The 19,108-nt window shown below is 67.5% G+C and carries 20 protein-coding genes; 10 read left to right on the forward strand and 10 right to left on the reverse strand.

The genetic code is table 11. The annotated features are described in order from the left end of the window. The first annotated feature begins 602 nt into the window (after window positions 1-602). On the forward strand, window positions 603-989 hold the full coding sequence (locus tag GNX95_RS05330) for a hypothetical protein (RefSeq protein ID WP_163506015.1): 387 nt from the start codon (window positions 603-605) through the stop codon (window positions 987-989). A 1-nt stretch (window position 990) separates the two neighbouring features. Here the strand turns inward: GNX95_RS05330 and GNX95_RS05335 are convergent, their stop codons facing one another. Beyond that, complete coding sequence (locus tag GNX95_RS05335; protein ID WP_163506016.1) at window positions 991-1,965, reverse strand: LysR family transcriptional regulator; 975 nt, start codon at window positions 1,963-1,965, stop codon at window positions 991-993. 92 nt (window positions 1,966-2,057) lie between these two features. On the opposite strand from GNX95_RS05335, the gene GNX95_RS05340 reads away from it, so the two are divergent. From GNX95_RS05340 to GNX95_RS05350, 3 genes are all read left to right on the forward strand, one after another. Further along, entirely contained in the window at window positions 2,058-3,215 is a 1,158-nt protein-coding gene (locus tag GNX95_RS05340) for an MFS transporter (protein ID WP_163506017.1), read from the forward strand. Then, the gene (locus tag GNX95_RS05345; RefSeq protein WP_163506018.1) at window positions 3,212-4,021 is read left to right on the forward strand and encodes an alpha/beta fold hydrolase; all 810 of its coding nucleotides are present in this window, start codon (window positions 3,212-3,214) and stop codon (window positions 4,019-4,021) included. Before GNX95_RS05340 ends, GNX95_RS05345 begins: the two co-directional genes overlap by 4 nt. Window positions 4,022-4,502: 481 nt before the next feature. After that, window positions 4,503-5,138, forward strand: a complete 636-nt coding sequence (locus GNX95_RS05350) for a hypothetical protein (RefSeq protein WP_163506019.1) — start codon at window positions 4,503-4,505, stop codon at window positions 5,136-5,138. Window positions 5,139-5,353: 215 nt separating this feature from the next. Here GNX95_RS05350 and GNX95_RS43745 read toward each other — a convergent pair whose 3' ends face one another. The 8 genes from GNX95_RS43745 to GNX95_RS05380 all read right to left on the reverse strand — a co-directional run bounded on the left by GNX95_RS43745 (window position 5,354) and on the right by GNX95_RS05380 (window position 10,530). Then, window positions 5,354-5,479: a hypothetical protein gene (locus GNX95_RS43745; RefSeq protein ID WP_281356875.1), complete on the reverse strand. Its 126-nt coding sequence runs from the start codon at window positions 5,477-5,479 to the stop codon at window positions 5,354-5,356. Window positions 5,480-5,551: 72 nt separating this feature from the next. Then, a complete protein-coding gene (locus GNX95_RS05355; RefSeq protein ID WP_163506020.1) occupies window positions 5,552-5,767 on the reverse strand; it encodes a hypothetical protein in 216 nt (71 codons plus the stop codon). Between the two features lie 111 nt (window positions 5,768-5,878). Continuing rightward, window positions 5,879-6,388, reverse strand: a complete 510-nt coding sequence (locus GNX95_RS05360; RefSeq protein ID WP_163506021.1) for a hypothetical protein — start codon at window positions 6,386-6,388, stop codon at window positions 5,879-5,881. A 256-nt stretch (window positions 6,389-6,644) separates the two neighbouring features. Further along, window positions 6,645-8,060 carry a sialidase family protein gene (locus GNX95_RS42405; protein ID WP_222853407.1) on the reverse strand — a complete coding sequence of 472 codons (1,416 nt, stop codon included), beginning with the start codon at window positions 8,058-8,060 and terminating at the stop codon, window positions 6,645-6,647. Window positions 8,061-8,194: 134 nt separating this feature from the next. Continuing rightward, the gene (locus tag GNX95_RS42410; protein ID WP_222853621.1) at window positions 8,195-8,695 is read right to left on the reverse strand and encodes a Dyp-type peroxidase domain-containing protein; all 501 of its coding nucleotides are present in this window, start codon (window positions 8,693-8,695) and stop codon (window positions 8,195-8,197) included. A 101-nt stretch (window positions 8,696-8,796) separates the two neighbouring features. Continuing rightward, a complete protein-coding gene (locus GNX95_RS05370; RefSeq protein ID WP_163506022.1) occupies window positions 8,797-9,315 on the reverse strand; it encodes a CcdC protein domain-containing protein in 519 nt (172 codons plus the stop codon). 37 nt (window positions 9,316-9,352) lie between these two features. Beyond that, on the reverse strand, window positions 9,353-10,213 hold the full coding sequence (locus tag GNX95_RS05375) for a methyltransferase family protein (protein WP_163506023.1): 861 nt from the start codon (window positions 10,211-10,213) through the stop codon (window positions 9,353-9,355). Then, window positions 10,210-10,530 carry a PadR family transcriptional regulator gene (locus tag GNX95_RS05380; protein WP_222853408.1) on the reverse strand — a complete coding sequence of 107 codons (321 nt, stop codon included), beginning with the start codon at window positions 10,528-10,530 and terminating at the stop codon, window positions 10,210-10,212. Before GNX95_RS05380 ends, GNX95_RS05375 begins: the two co-directional genes overlap by 4 nt. 101 nt (window positions 10,531-10,631) lie before the next feature. On the opposite strand from GNX95_RS05380, the gene GNX95_RS05385 reads away from it, so the two are divergent. The 6 genes from GNX95_RS05385 to GNX95_RS05415 all read left to right on the forward strand — a co-directional run bounded on the left by GNX95_RS05385 (window position 10,632) and on the right by GNX95_RS05415 (window position 18,396). Next, window positions 10,632-13,244, forward strand: a complete 2,613-nt coding sequence (locus tag GNX95_RS05385) for a LuxR C-terminal-related transcriptional regulator (protein WP_163506024.1) — start codon at window positions 10,632-10,634, stop codon at window positions 13,242-13,244. Window positions 13,245-13,351: 107 nt separating this feature from the next. After that, on the forward strand, window positions 13,352-13,807 hold the full coding sequence (locus GNX95_RS05390) for a DUF1579 family protein (protein ID WP_163506025.1): 456 nt from the start codon (window positions 13,352-13,354) through the stop codon (window positions 13,805-13,807). A 2-nt stretch (window positions 13,808-13,809) separates the two neighbouring features. After that, entirely contained in the window at window positions 13,810-14,409 is a 600-nt protein-coding gene (locus GNX95_RS05395; RefSeq protein WP_163506026.1) for a dihydrofolate reductase family protein, read from the forward strand. Between the two features lie 389 nt (window positions 14,410-14,798). Continuing rightward, complete coding sequence (locus GNX95_RS05405; RefSeq protein WP_163506027.1) at window positions 14,799-16,697, forward strand: hypothetical protein; 1,899 nt, start codon at window positions 14,799-14,801, stop codon at window positions 16,695-16,697. Between the two features lie 94 nt (window positions 16,698-16,791). Next, entirely contained in the window at window positions 16,792-17,562 is a 771-nt protein-coding gene (locus GNX95_RS05410; protein ID WP_163506028.1) for an alpha/beta fold hydrolase, read from the forward strand. 12 nt (window positions 17,563-17,574) lie between these two features. Then, on the forward strand, window positions 17,575-18,396 hold the full coding sequence (locus GNX95_RS05415; RefSeq protein ID WP_246281514.1) for a helix-turn-helix domain-containing protein: 822 nt from the start codon (window positions 17,575-17,577) through the stop codon (window positions 18,394-18,396). Window positions 18,397-18,408: 12 nt separating this feature from the next. On the opposite strand, the gene GNX95_RS05420 is transcribed toward GNX95_RS05415, so the two are convergent. Beyond that, window positions 18,409-19,002, reverse strand: coding sequence for an NADPH-dependent FMN reductase (locus GNX95_RS05420; RefSeq protein ID WP_163506029.1), 594 nt, complete (start codon window positions 19,000-19,002; stop codon window positions 18,409-18,411). Between the last annotated feature and the right edge of the window lie 106 nt (window positions 19,003-19,108).

The following is a 19,108-nucleotide window of genomic DNA, read 5'->3' on the forward strand; positions in this document are numbered from 1 at the left end:
AGAACAGCCATGCCGAGCGCGGCCCCGGTGAGTGCGGCGAGCGATATCGGCTCGCGGCCGGCGCCGAATTCCAGCACCGGGCTGACAAAGCTGCTGAGAAAAACGCCACCACCAGGTCGTTGGACGTGCCGGAGGCGGCGAACACGACCGCAGGTGAGACGGACGCGATGAGCGCCGCCAGCCACGAGGGCAACGACGACGCGCGGACCGAGTCGGCCAGTACGCGCAGAGTAAAGCCGAGACATTCGGCGCCGGGAGCGTAGGTCAGCTGCCGGTAAACAAAGGTCGGGTAGGGCAGGACAGAACCGTTGACCCACCAGTGCTCGATCCTGGCAAAGATGGTAGGTCAGACTGTTCGGCGTGGCCAAGAATTTGGCCACAGAATTTCCTTCGCTTGTCGATCCGGGAAAATGCGATATCGTGCCGATTAGTCGCCCGTGCCGGACGCTCTGGTCGGTGCCAATTACCGTATTCGGACATGTGGCGGAAGTTCGTGTGCGACTGGTCCAAGGACGATTGTTTACAAATGGTCCAGGCCCTTGTCGGCATGACCGCGACGAGGCGCGGCGGGCCTTACGGTCACCAACAAATGGCCTCGGATCGTGGACGACGAGGAGGAATTGATGAAGGCGCGCGTAGCTCTGGTTGGGCTGGTGATGGCAGGTGGGCTGATAACCGGAGCGATGATGGCATCGCCGGCCAGTGCGACGCCGACTACTGCGACGCCGACCAGTGTGACGCCGGTCCGCGCGTCGGCGCCAATATTGGCGACCTGCAATCTGACCGTCCGGATATTCAGCAAGCCGGACAACAGTACCGGCCCCCGCGGTGTGTGTTTCAGCGGCGACGTTGTAGCTGTTCACGGCACGGCGACCGGCCCGGAAATGGACTGCGGCAGCCCGCTGTGGGACAACATCACCGACACCGCCAACGGTGTCACCGGATGGATCTCGGACTGCAATGTGACGCACAACTCCGCGCGCGCCTGAGTCATTGGGCACCCGAGGCGACATCCGTGTCGACTGTCCGGTGACGGGCTTCTGGTTGGGGCAGCCAGCTGTCGTCGGGCGTGGACAGCCAGTTTTCCCTGCTGGCCAGCTGGTCGGCGGCGTTGCGGAGTGCGTGGATGCCGGGGTGGTCGTTGTCGGTGCGCCACATCATGGTCCACGGAAACAGCGCGATCGGCTCGGTCAACGGCCGCGACACCGCCCCCGGGACGGCTGGTTGTGTTGTCATCGTGAGGATCGGCGCGTCGCGTTGGCGGAGGTGGTGGGCGAGCTCGTCGGCGCCTTGTACGTGTGGATGGGAGCCGGCGAGGTCGACACAGGAGGGGCCCAGTAGTTGGCGGACCGCGTGTTCCCAGCCCGGCGTGACGTGATCGCCGGCGCGTACGCAGACCTTCGCGTCGCGTAGTGCGGGCAGGGGTATCGCCGCCGACGCGGCCAGCGGGTGGTTTTCCGGCAACAGTACGGAAATCCGCTCGTAGCGTACGGGCTGCCGGTGCAGATCGTCGATCGGGGCGGGATGGCGACCGAAGGTCACGTCGAGCTGGTCGGCCAGCACGAGCCGCACGGCCTGTTCGGGGCCGTTGTGGGTGCGGGCGAAAAACTCCACGTCGGGTGCGAGCGTACGGGCTGTCGCGAGCACCAGCGCGGGTGTGAGGCCGGCGCCGACGATGTCGACTGTGACGGAACGGCGTTCGCCGCGCATCTCTCGTACGGTCGCGTCGTGCAGTGCGACGAGTTTTCGTGCTTTGATCTGGAATTTGCGGCCGGCAGGGGTGAGCGTGACGCGACGGGTCGTACGGTCGAGCAGCCGGACGCCGAGCCGGTCCTCCAGCCGCCGGATGTCGCGGCTGAGCGCCTGCTGTGCGACGAAAAGACGTTGCGCGGCGCGGCTGAAGTGCAGCTCCTCGGCGAGGGCCAGGTAGTAGCGCAGCAGCCGGATCTCCAGGTCGTCGGGCACCTGTCATTGATACCTGATTAACACGCCTGATGTGTTAATCACGGCGCGGTTGGTGTTGGATCGCGGCAGGTCGGCGCGGCCATGATCAAGGCATGACAGACGCACGGACGGCGACCGCGGTGAGCTACGGCCTCACCGGTGTGCTGACGGCCCTGTGGGCCGCCACACTGCCTGCCACCGACGTACGGCTCAACCTCGGGTCGGGACGGCTCGGGGCACTGCTGACCGGGCTGGCGGTCGGCGCACTGGTGGCGATGCCGGTGGCGGGTCGGCTGGCCGGACCGCGGCTGCTGCCGGTCACCGCGCCGGCGGCGGCCGCCGCGCTGGTTGTCGTTGCGCTGGCACCAACTGTGCAGGTGCTGGCAGTGGCCGCGGTGTTGCTGGGGGCGGCCTTTGGCGCCCTGAATGTGGCGCTGAGCCTGCGCGCGGTCGCAGTGGAGCGCGCCGCCGGCCGGCCGGTGATGGCCTGGATGCACGGCGTGTGGACGCTGGGCGCGGTCGCCGGCGGTGCGATCGCGTCGGCGAGCCTGCGCGCCGGTCTGGACGTACGGGTGCTGATGGCCGGCGGCGCGGTGGCCGTGGCGATCGCTTTCGCGAGCGTCACTCGCGTACGCGTCGAGAGTGTTTCGTTGGCGGCAAAGGGATCGCCGGCGCCGCGCAGCCGACTACTGGTGCTGCTCGGGGTGATCGGCGCGGCGGCGTTCGTCAGCGAGGGTGCCGCCACCGATTGGGCCGGCGTCCACGCGGTCCGGGTGTTGGGCGCCGAGCCGTCGACGGGTTCCCTTGTCTACACGGTGTTTTTCGTCGCCATGACGGTCGTTCGGTTGCTCGGCGACGCCGTACGCGACCGGATCGGCGCGGCCGGCACGATCGGGCTGGCCGGTGGCGTGGCGACCGCCGGGTATGCCCTGGTGCTGCTGTCCGGTGCCGCACCGGCCGGCATCCGGGTCGGCTGCGCGATGGTCGGCTGGACGCTGGCCGGAGCCGGCATGGCCGTCGTGTGGCCGATCGTCGCCAGCGCCATCGGCGCGGCCGGAGGAGCCGGCCGGCTGTCCGCCGTCACGGCGATCAGCTACGGCGGCGGCCTGGTCGGCCCTGCGGTCATCGGCTACGTCGCGGCACACGCGACGCTGCCGGTCGGCCTCTCGATCCCGGCGGTTCTGGCGTTGCTCGTCGCCGCCGCCGCGCCGGCCGTCCTCCGGCAGGTCGGCCGGCCAGTTTTGCCCCTCAACACAAGGAGAGTGCCATGACATCCACCCGTACGCTCGACGTGCCCGACGGCAGCCTCTACTACGAGGTGCGCGGCCGCGGTCCGCTGGTGGCGCTGGTCGGCGCGCCGATGGACGCCACCTCGTTCCAGCCGCTGGCCAACCTGCTGGCCGCCGACCACACGGTCCTCACCACCGATCCACGCGGCATCAAACGCAGCCGGCTGGCCGACCCGCGACAGGACTCGACACCGTTGCTGCGCGCCGACGACCTGCGCCGGCTGCTCACGCATCTCGATCGCGGCCCGGCGACCGTGTTCGGCTCCAGCGGCGGAGCCGCGACCGCACTCGCGCTCGCCCAGTCCCATCCCGAGACGGTCACCGCGGTCATCGCGCATGAGCCGCCGATGGCCGGGCTGGTCGAGCACGGCGACCGGCTGCTCGCCCAGACCGACGACGTCATCGCGACGTACCTGCGTGGCGACGTCACCGGCGCTTGGACGAATTTTCTCGCGAACGCCAATATCGCGCTGCCCGACGGCGCGTTGGAGATGATGATCGGTGGCGAACGCGACCCGCAAACGGTCGCCGACGAACGCCGGTGGTTCGCCCACGAACTACGCCAAACCGTCGCCTGGACGCCCGACATCGACGCCCTCCGGTCGGGGCGTACGCCCATCGTCATCGGCATCGGACAGGAGTCCACCGGCCAGAGCTGCGACCGGATTTCCCGTTCACTGGCTGCCAAACTCGACCTTGAACCGGTCATGTTCCCCGGTGATCACACCGGTTTCGTCGAGGAGACAGAGTCTTTCGCCGCACAACTCAGGAAAGTCCTCACCCTCTAACCGCCGCCCCACTGACTGGACCAGCGCAGGACCCGTATCGATGGGATACGGGTCTGCGGATTTGTCGATATCGGCATCGAAGAGCGGCCTCGGCCAATGTTGACTGCCATTGCCGGCCGAGACCTTCCGAGCACAGGATCTCCACTTTGCCCGCAGGTGTGTCGGCAGGTGACGACCCGATCGCCATTCGGCGTACGGGTCGTAGTCGCCGGTGTTCGGCATGCCAAGACACCTGCTAACAGACACCCATGCCCGGGGCGCCGGTGAAAATATCGCGCTGCCGCGGCTGATCGCCAGTCGTGTCGCCCCGACGATCACGCCCACCGAGAAGGCTGACGTTTGCGGTCACGACCGCAAATCATCACGTTCTTCCTTGGGGAAACTTTACCGCTACATGCCCTTCTGGTTGAGCGTCTGCGGTGCTCGGACGATGGCGCGATCAGGGGTAGGTTCGTACATTCGAAAGTGTCACAATCACCGCATGAACGCGTTCGAGCCACCGCCGATACCGCGACCGCCAACCTCTGGAGGCCTGCGGGCAGGTGCGAATCAGCCGTCCGAACCGGTCCTCGTGACGATCGCCGGCCGAAAAGCGCGCCCACTGTGGATTCCGTTCGGGGCACTACTGCTGGCGATTGTCAACCTCACCTGCGTCGTTCTGCTCGTCGCGCTGGAGAAGGTTGATGACACCACATTCGGCATCGTCCTCGCCGTGGTGATCGGGGCAGTGCTCGTGGCGTCCTGGCTCGGGTACGTCGCAGCGCGGTTGCTGTGGATTCAGAGCAACCGAGTCACGGTTGGCAATGGGCAGTTCATTATTCACGGCGTCGTCAGAAGCTACCCGCTCGACCTTGGACACCTACACCAGCTCACCATCGACCGCAGCGCCCGCGGTCGGCTGACTCTACGCCTCGGCGATGCACGTATGACGGGTCGCGATGGCTTCTCACGCGATTCGCGCAGCGCGACGTTTCCGAATGTGGTGGCGTTGTTGTGGCGGTGGAGTGGTGACCGGAGGTTCCTGAATGACATGGATGACACGCCCGTACGCGCGATGCGTTATGTGTCCACTTTGGACGCCGACCATGGTGGTTGGCCGGAGGGCTGGGCAATGTAGAACCGACAGCGCGACGGCAGGTTGGGCCGCTGTGAAAGCCTGCAAGTTAGCGTCGATACGTAATGGCGAGCTGGTTCCGCCATCGACATGGGCAAGAATGGGACAAAGTCCGGCGCTCGGTCGACGGCTCTGGCGGCAACGCACGGTCTCCGTGATCTGTCGCGAACTCGGCGCTGCCGCTCACGACAAGCCGCTGCGTCGACGCTAAGGCGCCGTTACAGGCGTACGAACTCCATCGCTTTCGTGCGTCCGGCTGGTGCGATGGCGACCCAGTTGTCGCCGGCGCCGGCAAGTAGGCCGTCGCGTCGAGTCAGTTCGTCGCCGGTTCTTGCGTCGTACACGATGACGATCTCAGTGCCGTCCGTTTTTTCTCTGCCGGTGACGGCAACCAGACCGCTGGTCACGCGTGTCTGTCAGGTGACCGAGGAGCCGAGTAGTCCGTGATCTGGCGCGGTCCATCGCTGTCGTCCTGTCTGCGCGTCGAGCAGGGTGAGCGTGCCGGTGTCTGCTTGTGAGCGTACGAGCAGCGAGTGCGGGTCCATGTCGACCGGTACGGCGCGGACCGAGCTGGACCAGACGGTTTTTCCGGTGACGAGGTCGAAAAGTCGCGCCGCGCCGGAGTCGGTCACGGCCGCGATCCGGCTGCCGTTGCCGATGATCAGCCAGCCGCTGTGGGATCCGCCGTTCAGCGCTCGTTCGCAGGTGCCGTCGGCTTTCTTGCCGCTGAAGACGTCGCCGGATCAGGTCGTTTTGCCGGACAACGCTTTGAGGACGACCGTGCAGGGCCGGTCGGGCGAGGGCGGGTTGTGATCGGTGTAAACGACGGTGTCGCCGACCGCGGTCTCATACCAGGTCCGCTCGTTCGGCGGGAGATTCCCGGCCAATCGCTGGCCGGTGCGGGTGTCGACGAGGAATTTCCGCTCGTTGTTGCCGTTCATCAGGACGTACGTGCCGTCCGGCGGGGCGTACGGTGCGCGGACACCAAGCCACTCGTCGTTGACGGTCGCATTCTGGACGGTCCAGAGTGTGTGGCCGTCCTTGATATCCCGGGCGATCGTCGCGCAGGCGTTGCCGCACCTGCACTCGTAGACGGTCGTCTGCGACACCTGGACCCAGTCCGCCGTCGGCGCGTTGATGCGCCAGCGCGTCTGGCCGGTGGGTAGGTCGATAACCTCGACCGTGCCGGATTTCGATCGTTGTGTCACGACGAGGTCGCCAGAGATCCAGGTCCGGCCGGCCCGTGTACGCATGTGGCGAAACCTTCCGTCGTCGGCGGCCAGCGTACGGCGCGCGTACGTGCTGACTCGTCCGCTCGGCGATCTTTTGGCGCAGAGACCCGATGACGGTGGCCTCGGACTGGGCCCAGCAACGACCTCCATCTTCATCCTGGCGATGATCCTGGTGGCGGTCGTGACGCTCACCCATCACTCGCGTGGATGTGTTGTCCCGGCACCGGAACTAGCTCAGTGTGCCGCGGTTTTGCTAGGGTCTGTTTCGAAACAGACCCTAGAGCGTCGCGGCGTAGAGGGTCTGGTGATATTGCGCCGCCGGATCCGGCGGTGTCGACGACCGGCACCAGACGGCGTAGAAGTGCCCTCTGCTGGCCGCCGTGCCGATGTAGTCTCCGGGGAATTTCCCGCGAGCCACCGCCGCGAAATTCAGGTCCGACGGTCGGCCCAGGTCGATGGGTTTCGCGAACCGGAATCCACCGTAGGAGGTCGACAGTTGTTGCTGGACATACCTTCCGTTTTCGACGGCGGTGTTTCTGGTGCCGTACGACACGAAAACCTGGCCCAGGTATGCCGCCACGTCGACGTTGACGTGGTCATAGCCGCCCGGGTCACTGACCACGTCGGTCGGCGCGGACCAGCGCTTTCCGTCGTAGGAGTGGGAAATCCGGACAGCGGCTGGGTTCTGTGCGGAATCCCAGGCGGCGTACAGGATGCCGGTCAGCGGGTCGGCGGTCGCTGACGGCAGGCAGCAGCGGATGCCGTCCGGGCCGGCGCCGGCGTCGTGGGTGATCGTCGCCGGTGCGCTCCAGGTCGCGCCGCCGTCCTTGGAGACTCGTGCCACGACCAGGTCGGCCTCTTGCGCCAGAGGCCTGCGCTGGGCTTCCTGGGCGCCTTCGCGGCTCTCCGGGCCTTCACCGCCACCGGTGGTGCCGTAGTCGATATAAGAGTCGACGAGGGTGCCGTCGGGTTTGATCATCGGCTGCGAGTTCTGGCTGAACGTCCCGGGCTGGGTGAGATTGACCGTCGGGCTCCAGGTCTGGCCTTTGTCGTCGGACCACCGTACGACCTGCAGTGCGGCGGTGTTGTTTCCCTGTTGGTCGTAGAGGAACGGGGTCCAGAACTGGTAGAGACGGCCGCGATGCGGGCTGAACGGCCCGTTGTCGGAGATCAGGAAGTTCTTGTCGTCGTTGTACGCGCAGTCGGCGCTGTAATGTGCCAGCACCGGCATTCCCCAGGTCGCGCCGCCGTCGGTCGAACGTGACACGGTGACGCCGGTCGGGCAGTCGGTGCCGAACACCAGCACGGAAAGATAGACGCTGCCGTCCGGTCCGAACGCGATGACCGGGTCGGATGCACGTTCCCACTGTCCGCCGGTCGCCCTGGTGACGTGCGGCAGCGCGGCGTGTCGCCAGTGCCGCCCGCCGTCGTGCGTCCACGCGTAGGAAATGGCCACCGCGCCGCCGTCCGGATAACGCCCGTCGTGCGCCGCGGCCACGGCGATCTGCGGATTCACCGGTGAGACCGCGACATCCGGCTCGACCAGGGTGTCCGGCTCCGAGCCCGGCTGCGGTGCCACGTCCTGCTCGGCGACCTGCGTGACGTACGGCGCGCGTGCCGCCGACGCCGGATTTCCAAGCAACAACAAAGAAGCCGTCAAGAACGCCAGGACCAGCATTAGCCGCCTCGTCATCGGCTGCTCCCCACAATCGGCGATGCTGCCGAGCAGGCTCCTCCGCATGGGGGTGTCTCGTCAAGAAATTCGCGACGTTAATCGGCGAGCGACCTACACGTCGTTGTCTGAACGCCGAAAATCCGGTCAGCAGGTCATGTCCGGACCAGTCGCGGCTGTCGGTGACACCGGAAAGGGGTGAAGGAGTAGCCGCCGCCGTGGGGCAGGATGTAGTCGACGAGTGGTGCGCCGGCCAGCGGCTTCTGTACGGTCTGGAACTGCCGTGCGAGATCCTGTTGGTAGCAGCAGAAAATCAGGCCGCAGTCGAGGTTTCCGTTAGGCAGCACACCGCGGTCGTGGTTGTAGGGGCGGCGCAGCAGGCGGCTGGCGTTGGTGGCCGCCGTACGTCGAAAGCCAGCGAGCGGCGTGTGCCGGAGCCGAGGCCTTCGATGACCCGGCCGGTGGTGGCTTCGATCAGGTAGATCTCGCCGCCGTGGTCGGACCTGTTCACCACGGTGTAGCGCCGGTGCGCACGCCGAGGAGGTGATAGTGATCTCCTGGCCGGCCGCCGACCGGAAGGCGTGACTATCGCACGGTTCGACGCGGGTCTGGACGGGGTGACGTTCTTGGCATATTTCCTTCTGGGCGGCGGCCAGTCGCCGGAGATCGAGTTGACAGCGCGACGAATCTCAGAGTGCCGACGGCGAGCCAGAGGATTCCTGTCGTAGCCGAGGATGTCGGCAGCCGGCCCCTTTGGCTAGGGCGATGAGGAAACGTACGTTGTCGACGAGCGGGTGAGGAGGAGGATGTTCTGGGTCAGCAGCGTCGTGCCGAGCCAGAACATCAGGCTGTTGCCGGTGATGACCGACGTGGCGCCCAATTGAGTGGCCACCACCGCGAGGACGATGCGCAGCACGATCGACAGCACCCAAAGCAGGACGGTGAGTGGCCCGTAGCGATACCAGGTCACGTTGTCGCGGCGGTAGAGGATGACGGTGTACCCGCGGATGCCACCCAAAGCAACCGACAGCAACGCGTCACCGGCGATGACGGCGTAGTCGACGGCGTACAGGTGCCCCTTCAGAGCTGGCGGGAGTGTGGCCGCCAATCCGAGTGCCATCAGTACGAGCGGCAGGATGACCACCCGTTTTCGTCGCAATGGCCGACCGCGGATCCGCGTGACGACGAGCAGCACCAGGATGGCCAGTGTCAATGCCGCTGAGAACGGCGATGGGCTGGAGTCGTACGCCGTCGCGGCGATGCCGAAGGTGTTCATCGTCTACGAGTATATCGGAAAGTGTAATAGTCTGGCTTCACCAGAGAAGCGGCATGAACCGCTTGCGGGACGCCGCATAGCCGCGGTAGCGGCTGCCGAGGGCGGCAAGCATCGCGTTTTCCTCGACTCGGGTCCACCACAGGACGAACGCCAACGACAGCATGGCCTGCGCGACCAGGACCACCACGTTGGCTGTGAGCGCACCGACGCCGACGCAGGCGAGCAGCATGCCGGCGTGTCCAGGATGGCGTAGCAGCCGATACGGGCCGGTCGAGACGAGCGGTTGATCGGCGCTGACGGTGACGGCGAAGCTGACATACCAGTCACCCAGCGCCCGGAACGCTCGTTCCCGCAGCGCTGTCCCGGCCAGGATCAGCGCGACCCCACCGACCTGCACTGGCATGCCGGGCCGGATATCGGCGGCCGGAACCGCGGCCGGAAGGAGGTTCACCACCGCCGTGCCGGCCAGTACGCAGGCCGTCAGGACGGACCAGTAGGCGCGCAGGTTCGGGCGGGGGCCGGTACGCCAGCGTCGTGAGCGGCGGCCGCGTCCAAACTCCGCGGCCTCGGTCACCAGCCATCCGAGTTGAACGAGCAGCACCACCAGTCCGAACGGATGAGTGCGTACATATGTCCCGAAAGGGGCAGCCGGCGCCAGCCGGGCCAGCAGAAGCGCGATGGCACCGCCGATCACCAGCACCGCACCAAACCGCAAAAGGACCGCTCGGTCAACGATGACTCGCCACCACGCGGTGACGGCGCCGGCGACGAGGTCGAATCCGGCGCGTACCGGCGTCAGCTCGCCCGCCTCGATGAGATCACTGACCAGCGAGGCGAGTTCACGGCCGTACCGGTCACGCCAACCCCGCGGATAGAACCGCAGCATCCGCTCGATCACGGTGCGCCGGCCGCGGCGATGCGCCGCAGGCCCACCTCAGCGATCCGCGCCGCCTCGGTCAGCCGCTCACGCAATTGTTCCTGTCCGGCCGCCGTGATCCGGTACGGCCGCCGCCGCTCGCCGGCTGGCAGTGGCTCCACCAGACCGGCGGCCTCCAGCTTCGCCAACGCCCCGTACAGCGTCCCCGGCCCCAGCCGGACGCCGGCGAAATCCTCGATGTCCTTGATCAGTGCGTATCCGTGCTTGGGGGCCTCGGCCAGACTGGTCAGGATGAGAATGCCGCGATCGGACGACCCGCGGATTGAATCCCTCGTCACCACACGCTCCTCGGCCGTCCAGCTACAACGGAAAGTGTAGGAGTTGGTGGCGGGGTCCGAAAACTGCCGGTGGTCGCCGGGTGATCCGCGATGATGTCCGGGTGGACGTGTCGAAGCGCGAGGCCGAGGTGCTCGGCGCACTTGGCGCTGGCCTGACCAACACGCAGATCGCCAACCGCCTGCACATTTCCGTGCGTACGGTCGAAGGACACGTCTCGTCGCTGTTGCGCAAGCTCGGTGTGACCGACCGGAGTGCGCTCGGCGCTCTCGCCGGGACCACGACGGATCTCGCGCCGCTGGGCAGGATTGCCTGCCTGCCGGTGTCGCGTACGACCTTCGTCGGCCGCCGGGTCGAGCGTGAGACGGTGGCGTCCGCGCTGGCCAGCGGCGGGGTGGTGACACTGGTCGGGCCTGGCGGGGTCGGTAAGACGCGGCTCGCGGCAGTTGTCGCGCAGGCGTCGAATGTCGCATTCGGCGGTGCTTTTGTCGATCTCGTGCCGGTAGGCGCTGATTCACTGGTCCCGGCCGTGGCCGCCGCGCTGGGGGTGGTCGAGCGGGCCTATCAGCCGCTGGAGGCGGCGGTGCTCGACCGGCTCGGTCGCGGTCCTTCGTTGTTGGTTCTGGACAACTGCGAACACCTGTCGGCCGTCGTCGCCACCTTCGTCGACCGTGTGTTGGCGGCTTGTCCCGAGACAGCCGTGCTGGCGACCAGCAGGGAGCGGCTCGGGGTCCCCGGTGAGCGTACGGTCGCGTTGCGGCCGCTGCCGGTCGGATCGGACGCCGAGCGGTTGTTCCTGGACCGTGCGCACAGCGTCGACCCCGATTTTGGTGCGGAGCCAGGCGTGATCGCCGAGTTGTGCGCGCGCCTGGACGGGATGCCGTTGGCTATCGAGCTGGCGGCGGCGCGGAGTGGTGCGCTGGGTGCCGCTGGACTGCTGGCCGGCCTTGGCGATCAGTTGCGGCTGTTGGCGGGCGGCCGCGGCACGGTCGTACGGCATCGGTCGCTGCGCGCGGTCGTGGACTGGAGCCATGACCTGCTGGACGACGACGAAAGGACGGTCTTCCGGCGGCTGGGGATCTTCGCCGGCCACTTCGACCTGCATGCCGCCGCGTGCGTCGGCGGCGGTGACATCGGGGACGTCGCGGTCGCGGCCGATGTGCTCGGCCGGTTGGTCGACAAGAGCATGGTGCTCCGCCAGCCGGGAGAGCCGGTCCGATGGCGGATGTTGGAGGCGATGCGTGCGTACGCGCGCGAGCGGCTGGAGGAAGGCGACGACAGAGACGCCACGCGCCGGCGCTATCTGGAGTGGGCGGCGGCCGTTTCGGACTCGCCTGATGAATTGCGTGCGGCGCTGGCGATCGCCATGCGGACCCGCGATCCGATCGCACCCCGGATCGCGAGATCGCTGGCCCGGCTGTGCTTCGCGCGGCGTTTCGTCCATGAGGCACTCGAGCATTTCCGTACGGCCGCCGCTGATGCCGCTGATGCGGCGGAATCCGCGCGGGACCTGGCCAGTGCCGCCGACTGTGCACTGGTCGTCGACGACACGGAGCGCGCTTTCGAGTTGCGGCTGGCCAGCGCCGCGGCGGCCGAGAAGGCCGGCATCGGTGACGCTCAGGCGATCGCGTTGGCGCGGGCCGTGGAGATGGCCGCACGCTATCCGGTCACTTTCCGGACCGAGGTGAGCCACGAGCGCCTGGTCGAGCTGCTGGCCGACGCCCGAGCCGCCGGGGACACCGGCGATCCGCTGGTCGCTGGTTGGATTTCCGGTGCTTCGGCGTGGATTGCCACGCCGGAGAAGCTGTCGCCCGACCCGGCGCTCGCGGCCGCGGCCGTGACGGCAGCCGAGGCGACCGGGGATCCGGTGCTGCTCAGCGCCGCCCTCGACGCGGTCCGTACGGTCGCGATCGGCGCCGGCCGGCCGGCTGAGGCACATGCCGTGACCCGCCGCCGGGTCGCGCTGACAGCCCAGATGAACCGCGACGATCCGTATGCCGCCGCCGAGATCGAGGACTCGGTGGGCCTGGCCGGCCTCGACGCGGTCGCTGCTGGCGATCTGCCCACCGCGATGGACATGGTCGACCTGGTGCTTTCCGACGAACCGGCCGCGCTGTCCTATCTCGCGGCGAGCAAGATCCTGCCGACGGTGGTGCTGGCCGGCGACCTCGACCGCGCGGGGTTGTTCGCCGACCAGATGTGGCATGGCTGGCAGCGCGCCGGCCGGCCGCCGGCGTTCTGGATGCAGGTCAGCGTGCATTTCGCGGCGCTGGCCCACGGCCTGCGGGCCGACCGGGAGGGCTGCGACCGATGGTGCGCGCGTGGTCGCGAGCTGGCGGCCACACCGTACCCGTTCCAGTCGCGCCTGCTGCCCCTGGCCACGTACGTGCAGGCCAGGACCGCGCTGCAGCTCGGCGACTTCGACCAGGCGCGCGCCCTGGTCAGCCAGCTGTCCGACGGCCAGGCGCCGGGACGCTATCTGCCGTACGCGTGCGCCGCGGCCGCCGAGTTGGCGGTCACCGCGGGCCTGCCGGAAGCGGCCGGCCTGCTGGCGGACGCGCGGCCGTACGCGGTGGACAACGCCTGGAACACGGCGGTCCTGGCGCGTACGACGGGGCGGCTGCACGGCGATCGCGCGCTGCTGAGAAAGGCCGCTGGTCAATGGGAGGCGATGGGTGCGCGTTTCGAGCACGCGTACACGCTCACGCTCCTCTGACACGTGGTGGACAGGTGGCGGGCACGTGGTGTCCACGGATGACGGCCGCGGGGAGCCTGCCGCAAGATCAAGGCTGTCCGGATACGACATCGAGAGGGCATCCAGAGATGGCTGACAACAACAACGCTTTGGCCGCCAGCCTGCCAACAGAGCCGCACGCGGAGCTGCGCAAGCTGGACCGGCTGGTCGGCACGTGGCAGGAGAGCGGGCCGGAGGTCTCGGGCACCAGCACGTCGGAGTGGATGGAGGGTGGCTATTTCCTGGTCAGCCACGTCGATTTCCACACGCCTGGCGACCGGCACATCAAAGCGGTGGAATACATCGGGTTCGACGAGGACACCCAGACCCTGCGTTCGCATCTGATGGACAACCACGGCGCGAACTTCACCTACACGTACGACATCGACGGCGACGCGATCACGATCTGGTTTGGCGAGAAGGGCTCGGAAAACTTCTACAGCGGCACCTTTTCCGCCGACGGGACAGTCCACAGTGGACGGTGGCAGTGGCCGCAGGGTGACGGTGTCGGCGGCTACCAGCTGACCGCGAAGCGGGTGGGCTGACCATGGCACGGGTGATCGCGCAGGCCTCCATGTCGGTCGACGGTTTCGTTGCCGGGCCTGGAGAAACCGGATTCGAGCACCTCTTCGACTGGTGCGTCAACGGTGACGTGCAGATCCAACCCGCCGATGTCGAGCGCGCGTATCACGTCTCTGCGGCGAGCGCCGACTACGTGCTGGACATGCTCGACGGCCTCGGCGCGATCGTGGTGGGCCGCCGGCAGTACGACGTCATGAACGGCTGGAACGGTCGCCATCCCAGCGGCCTGCCGGTGTTCGTGGTGACCCACACACCGCCGGCGACCGCCGGGCCGGGCTTCGCCTTCGTCACCGGCGGAATAGCGGAAAGTGTGCAGCGAGCGCGGAACGCGGCCGGCAATCGGGACGTCGGAATCGGGCCAGGCAGTGTGGTCGGTCAGGCGTTGGACGCGCGGCTGGTCGACGAGCTGCGCGTCGATCTCGCGCCGGTCCTGCTCGGCGACGGCGTACGGCTGACCGGGCCGTTGGCCTCGGCCCCGGTGGTCCTGGGCATGCCGCGGGTCATCGAGGGGAAGAACGTCACGCACCTGGCCTATCCGGTCAGCTACCAGGAGGACAGGCCCTAGTACGGGACTTTCCCTCCGGTCGCCGGCGAACTCGCCCACCAATCGTTCGGCGGTGCCGTTGGTGTATTGGCTTGCCGTGTCGATGAAGTTGCCGCCCCCGGTCGAGGTAGATGTCGAAGATTTTCCGTGCCTCGTCCTCGTTCGCTCCCCACCCCCAGTCCGGTCCGAACGTCATGGTGTCCAGGCACAGCGGCGAGATGCGCAGGCGGATCGGCCCAGCAGACGGTAGGTGTCCAATTTCCATGTGGGTTCTCCAGTCTTTTGAGCTGAGTCGGCGATGCTGCCACTGCCGTCGCAGGTTTTGTCAATGTTGAGTAGGCGAATACTCATGCGTGACGGCCCGGGTCCGGACAGACTCAGTCGCGGATGGGGAAGGGCGGACCGATTCTGTGAACGCTGTCGAGCAGCTGCTGGTCGAGCACGTCCGGCGCGGCGACGTACTCGATCTTGCCGGCGACGAGTCTGTCAACGAGGCGTCGATGCGGGCGTGGGATGACACCCGTACGGTGTCAGCCGCGGTCATCCGGGACATCGTGCGTGGCCGACTGCTGCCTGATCCGGATCCTCGCGGGCTTCGCCTTCGTGGTGCGCGCATCCGCGGCCGGCTCGACTTGAACAACGTCACCAGCACCGTGGCGCTCGAGCTGTCCGAGTGCCTGCTCGATGAAGGGCTGTCCGCAACTGATGCGAGGCTTCCGTGTCTTGTCCTGACCCGAAGCCGCATCGAACATCCGACCGCGCCCGCCGTGGACGCAGATCGACTGTCGACCGCTCGGCTCTGGCTACGACAGACTGTCATTACCGCGCATAGCGGCGATGGCGCCGTACGTCTGGAGGACGCCAACCTCGCCACGCTGAGCTGCGCCGGCGCGCAGATCACCAACGACGCCGGACCAGCGCTCGCCGCCGACAGTCTCACCGCGGACCAGGGTGTGTTTCTCCGTGCCGGCTTCATCGGGATCGGTGCTGGACGGCTGGGAGCAATTCGGCTCCCGGTCGCGCATCTGGCCATCCTCGACTGTTCGGATGCCCGGTTGTACAACGAATCCGGTCCGGCTCTCGTCGCCGACACCACGAAGATCGAACACGAACTCTATCTCGATAATTTCGGCGCGCACGGTAGCAGCCCCGGCGGCGCGGTGTCTCTCATCGGCGCACACATCCAGCAGCTGATCTGCTCAGGTTCCCGGCTGCGCAACGATCTAGGTCCGGCGCTGGACGCCGAGGGTGCCACCATCGACCAGCTACTGCGTTTTGGCGGCAACGTACACATGGTCGGCAGCGGTGATCCGGGAGCGGTTCGACTGGTGGGCGCCAAGGTCGGTGGCGGCGCCCACTTTTATGAGACGCGGCTGCGAAACGGGACCGGACCGGCATTGCACGCCGAGGGGATCGTCACCGGTCAAAATGTATTTCTCCGCAAGCTCCAAGCAGACGGAGCAGGCCGCAGTGGTGCTGTTGACCTACAGTACGCACAGATCGGTGGACAACTCGACTGCTCGAACACGCAGCTGTCCAACAAGACCGGACCAGCCCTGCACGCCGAAGGCATGGTCGTTCGAAGAGATCTGTACCTGACCGACGAACTGAAGGCCACCGGTGGCGGTCGAGAAGATGTCGTCATCAACCTGTTTGGAGTGTCGGTCGGCGGTGTGCTGCAGTTCCAATCTGATTTACTACAACACCTCAGCGATCCATCGCGCCTCGTGCGGCTGGACGGCCTGGTCTACACCGGCGAACCACGCGCAAACCTACTGGAGTTGCTGAGCACCGGCACGCCGTTCTATGCGGCCCAGCCGTATCAGCAACTCGCCAGTGTCTACCGCGCCGCCGGCGACGACCGCATGGTTCGCTATGTCCTCAGGGAGCAGCGAAAAGCTCAGCTCCGCGATCGCGAGCTGATGGGCCGGCCGGAGCGTCTTTGGGTGCGGTTCACCGGCTTGACACTTGGCTACGGCTACCAGCCCTGGCGAGCCCTGATTGGGCTGTTCGCCGTGATCGCCCTCGCGACCGCACTTGCCTTTTTCATCGGTGATGACGGTGGACTCGTACAACTCCGGACTCCACCGGCCGCCACCGCGGTCCAATGTGGCGCGATCGAGCGTATCGGCGTCGGGCTCGACATCGGCGCTCCGCTCATCACCACAGGAGCCAGTACGCGGTGCGGTCCAGCCAACACGTCGCGGGGGACGGTTCTCACCATCGCCAGCTGGATTCTGCGGCTCCTCGCCTGGGCGTTCGCCACCTTGTTCGTCGCGGGCTTCACCGGAGCGGTACGCAAAACCTGATCCGTCGGTGCCGCACGGATGGTGTCGCCGCCGCATCCTGGCGCCTGACATTTGTCCAAGACCGTCGCGTTGGGGGATGCGTACGGTGGCGGGCATGTACACAGTCCACGACGGTCAGCGGCAGGCGCCGCCGCTGTTGCTGATTCACGGATCGGGGGCCTCCGGCGCCACCTGGGGGCCGATGGTCGGCACGCTGGCCGGTCATCATCACCTCGTCCGGGTCGACCTGCCCGGATGCGGCCGGTCGGCGCCGGCGCGATCGTACGATGTCGCCGACCAGGCCGGCCAGGTCGCCGCGCTGCTCGACGAGCTTGGAATGGACAAGGTCGCGGTCGCGGGCCATTCCAGCGGCGGCTACGTCGCGACCGCACTTGCCGAGCGGCGCCGCGACCTGGTCGGGTCGATCACGTTGATCAGCAGCGGTCCGAGCCTGTCCGCGCTGCGGCCGCAGCCCTTCATCCTCAAGGCGTTGCTGGCGCCCCCGCTCGGCCCGCTGCTGTGGCCGTGGCGATCCGACGAGATGATCCGCAAGGGGATTCGCGCGACGACCGCACGGCCGGTGGACATTCCTGACGACGCCGTCGCCGACCTGAAGAACATCTCCTACGGCACGCTCCGGAAAGTGTTGCGCTGCAACGGATCCTACTTGGCCGAGCGGAATGTGCCGGAGCGTCTTGCCGGCCTCGACGTTCCGGTGCAGGTGATCTTCGGCGCCGCCGATCCGCGCTACGAACCGTCGTCGGCGCGGACGTACGAGGTGGTGCCGGACGTACGGATCGAGATGCTGCCGGGCGTCGGGCACGTACCGATGCTGGAGGCGCCGGACGCGACCAGCAAACTGCTGCTGGCGTTCACCGCGGCATAGAATTTTGGTGTGGTGTCAAGCGACTGGGCGTGGGCGGACGTGGACGTCGCCGTGCCTGACCGGTCGGTCCAGCTGCCGGGAGTCAGCATGGCCGGCTTTCGCCAGCGGCTGCGTACGCCGGTCGAGATCGCGATGGTCGCGCATCCGGCCATCACCCTGATCGTCGATCTGAGCGACGGCATCGTCTACGACGTGGCAGGCTGCCGCCGGCGCGGCAGCTTTGTCGCCGGACTTCTGCCGGTCGACGCCAAGGCTGGTGGGTGGCGGGGCGAGTGCCTGCAGATCCGCTTGTCGCCGGTCGTCGCCGCTGCGGTGCTTGACGCGTCGACCGAGCTGACCGGTGGCGTGGCCACCTTGAAAGAGGTGTGGGGCCGTGACGCCGAGCGGCTTGAGGATCGGCTGCGCGGTGCCGCCTCGTGGGAGGAACGGTTCGCGGTCGCGGTGGACGCCATCGGCCGGCGGCTCGGCGACCGCTCGGTCGATCCGGAGATCGCGTACGGCTGGCGGCGGATGGTCGCGAGCCGCGGCCGCATCCGCGTGCGCGGCCTGGCCGACGAGGTCGGCTGGAGCCGCAAGCGCCTGTGGTCGCGTTTCCGGCACCAGCTGGGGATCAGCCCCAAACGCGCCGTACAACTGGCGCGTTTCGATCGTGCCGCACACCTTCTCGCGGCTGGTCATGCCGCGGCGAGTGTCGCCACTCGCAGCGGCTACGTCGACCAGTCGCACCTGAATCGTGAGGTCAAGGCGATTGCCGGCGTCACACCGATCGCGGTGGCCACCGCGCCGTGGTTGGCGATCGACAAGGTGGCCTGGCCGACTGGCCCGCGCGCCTGACCTTCGTCATCCTCAGGCCGGGTAGGGGGCGGTCTCGCGCGCCGTCCGCAGACCACCGGCCCACCAGGCCAACTGGTCGAGCGCGGCCTTGGCATGCCCGGAGGCCTCAGGGTCGAGCGGCCGGCCGTCCCGCCACGTCGTGAAATAGTTCGGGAAGACCAGCCCCTCCCGGATGGTCACCGCATGCAACTCGGTCAGCACGTTCTCCAGGTGAAGCACCGCGTGCCGGCCACCCGCCGTGCCGCCGTAGCTGACGAAGGCGACCGGCTTGGCCGTCCATTGGGTGAAGTGCCAGTCGATGGCCGCCTTCAGCGACGCGGGATAGCTGTGGTTGTACTCCGGAGTGACCACGATGAACGCATCCGCCTCCTGCAGAGCCGCGGTCAGCGGCGCCATCCCGGCCGGGCGGGCGTACTGGGCACCTGCGGACTTCGGCGACGCCGCCGGCAACGCCAACGGGATGTCGAGGTCGGCGAGATCGACCACGGTCACCTCGAAACCACCGTGCAGGCGCGCCTGATCGGCCACCCACGCGGCCACCACCGGACCGAACCGGCCTTCCCGCACGCTTCCAACAATGATCAGCAGCTTGTACGTGTTCTCCATGCACACCACGATCGGACCGCGCCACGGGGCACAACCAGACCGGGCCGAGGCTGGTCCTCGCGGGGCCACGGTCAACCCTGCGTCATGAACGGGCGGCGACCTACGA

The organism is Fodinicola acaciae (genome assembly GCF_010993745.1).
Taxonomy (GTDB): Bacteria; Actinomycetota; Actinomycetes; order Mycobacteriales; family HKI-0501; genus Fodinicola; species Fodinicola acaciae.

What these genes read in the sequence shown, in the direction of transcription:
- GNX95_RS05340 (WP_163506017.1), top strand. Translation starts at nt 2,058, where the DNA reads ATGACAGACGCACGGACGGCGACCGCGGTGAGCTACGGCCTCACCGGT.
- GNX95_RS05345 (WP_163506018.1), top strand. Translation starts at nt 3,212, where the DNA reads ATGACATCCACCCGTACGCTCGACGTGCCCGACGGCAGCCTCTACTAC.
- GNX95_RS05350 (WP_163506019.1), top strand. Translation starts at nt 4,503, where the DNA reads ATGAACGCGTTCGAGCCACCGCCGATACCGCGACCGCCAACCTCTGGA.
- GNX95_RS05360 (WP_163506021.1), bottom strand. Translation starts at nt 6,388, where the DNA reads ATGCGTACACGGGCCGGCCGGACCTGGATCTCTGGCGACCTCGTCGTG.
- GNX95_RS42405 (WP_222853407.1), bottom strand. Translation starts at nt 8,060, where the DNA reads ATGACGAGGCGGCTAATGCTGGTCCTGGCGTTCTTGACGGCTTCTTTG.
- GNX95_RS05370 (WP_163506022.1), bottom strand. Translation starts at nt 9,315, where the DNA reads ATGAACACCTTCGGCATCGCCGCGACGGCGTACGACTCCAGCCCATCG.
- GNX95_RS05390 (WP_163506025.1), top strand. Translation starts at nt 13,352, where the DNA reads ATGGCTGACAACAACAACGCTTTGGCCGCCAGCCTGCCAACAGAGCCG.
- GNX95_RS05395 (WP_163506026.1), top strand. Translation starts at nt 13,810, where the DNA reads ATGGCACGGGTGATCGCGCAGGCCTCCATGTCGGTCGACGGTTTCGTT.
- GNX95_RS05410 (WP_163506028.1), top strand. Translation starts at nt 16,792, where the DNA reads ATGTACACAGTCCACGACGGTCAGCGGCAGGCGCCGCCGCTGTTGCTG.
- GNX95_RS05420 (WP_163506029.1), bottom strand. Translation starts at nt 19,002, where the DNA reads ATGGAGAACACGTACAAGCTGCTGATCATTGTTGGAAGCGTGCGGGAA.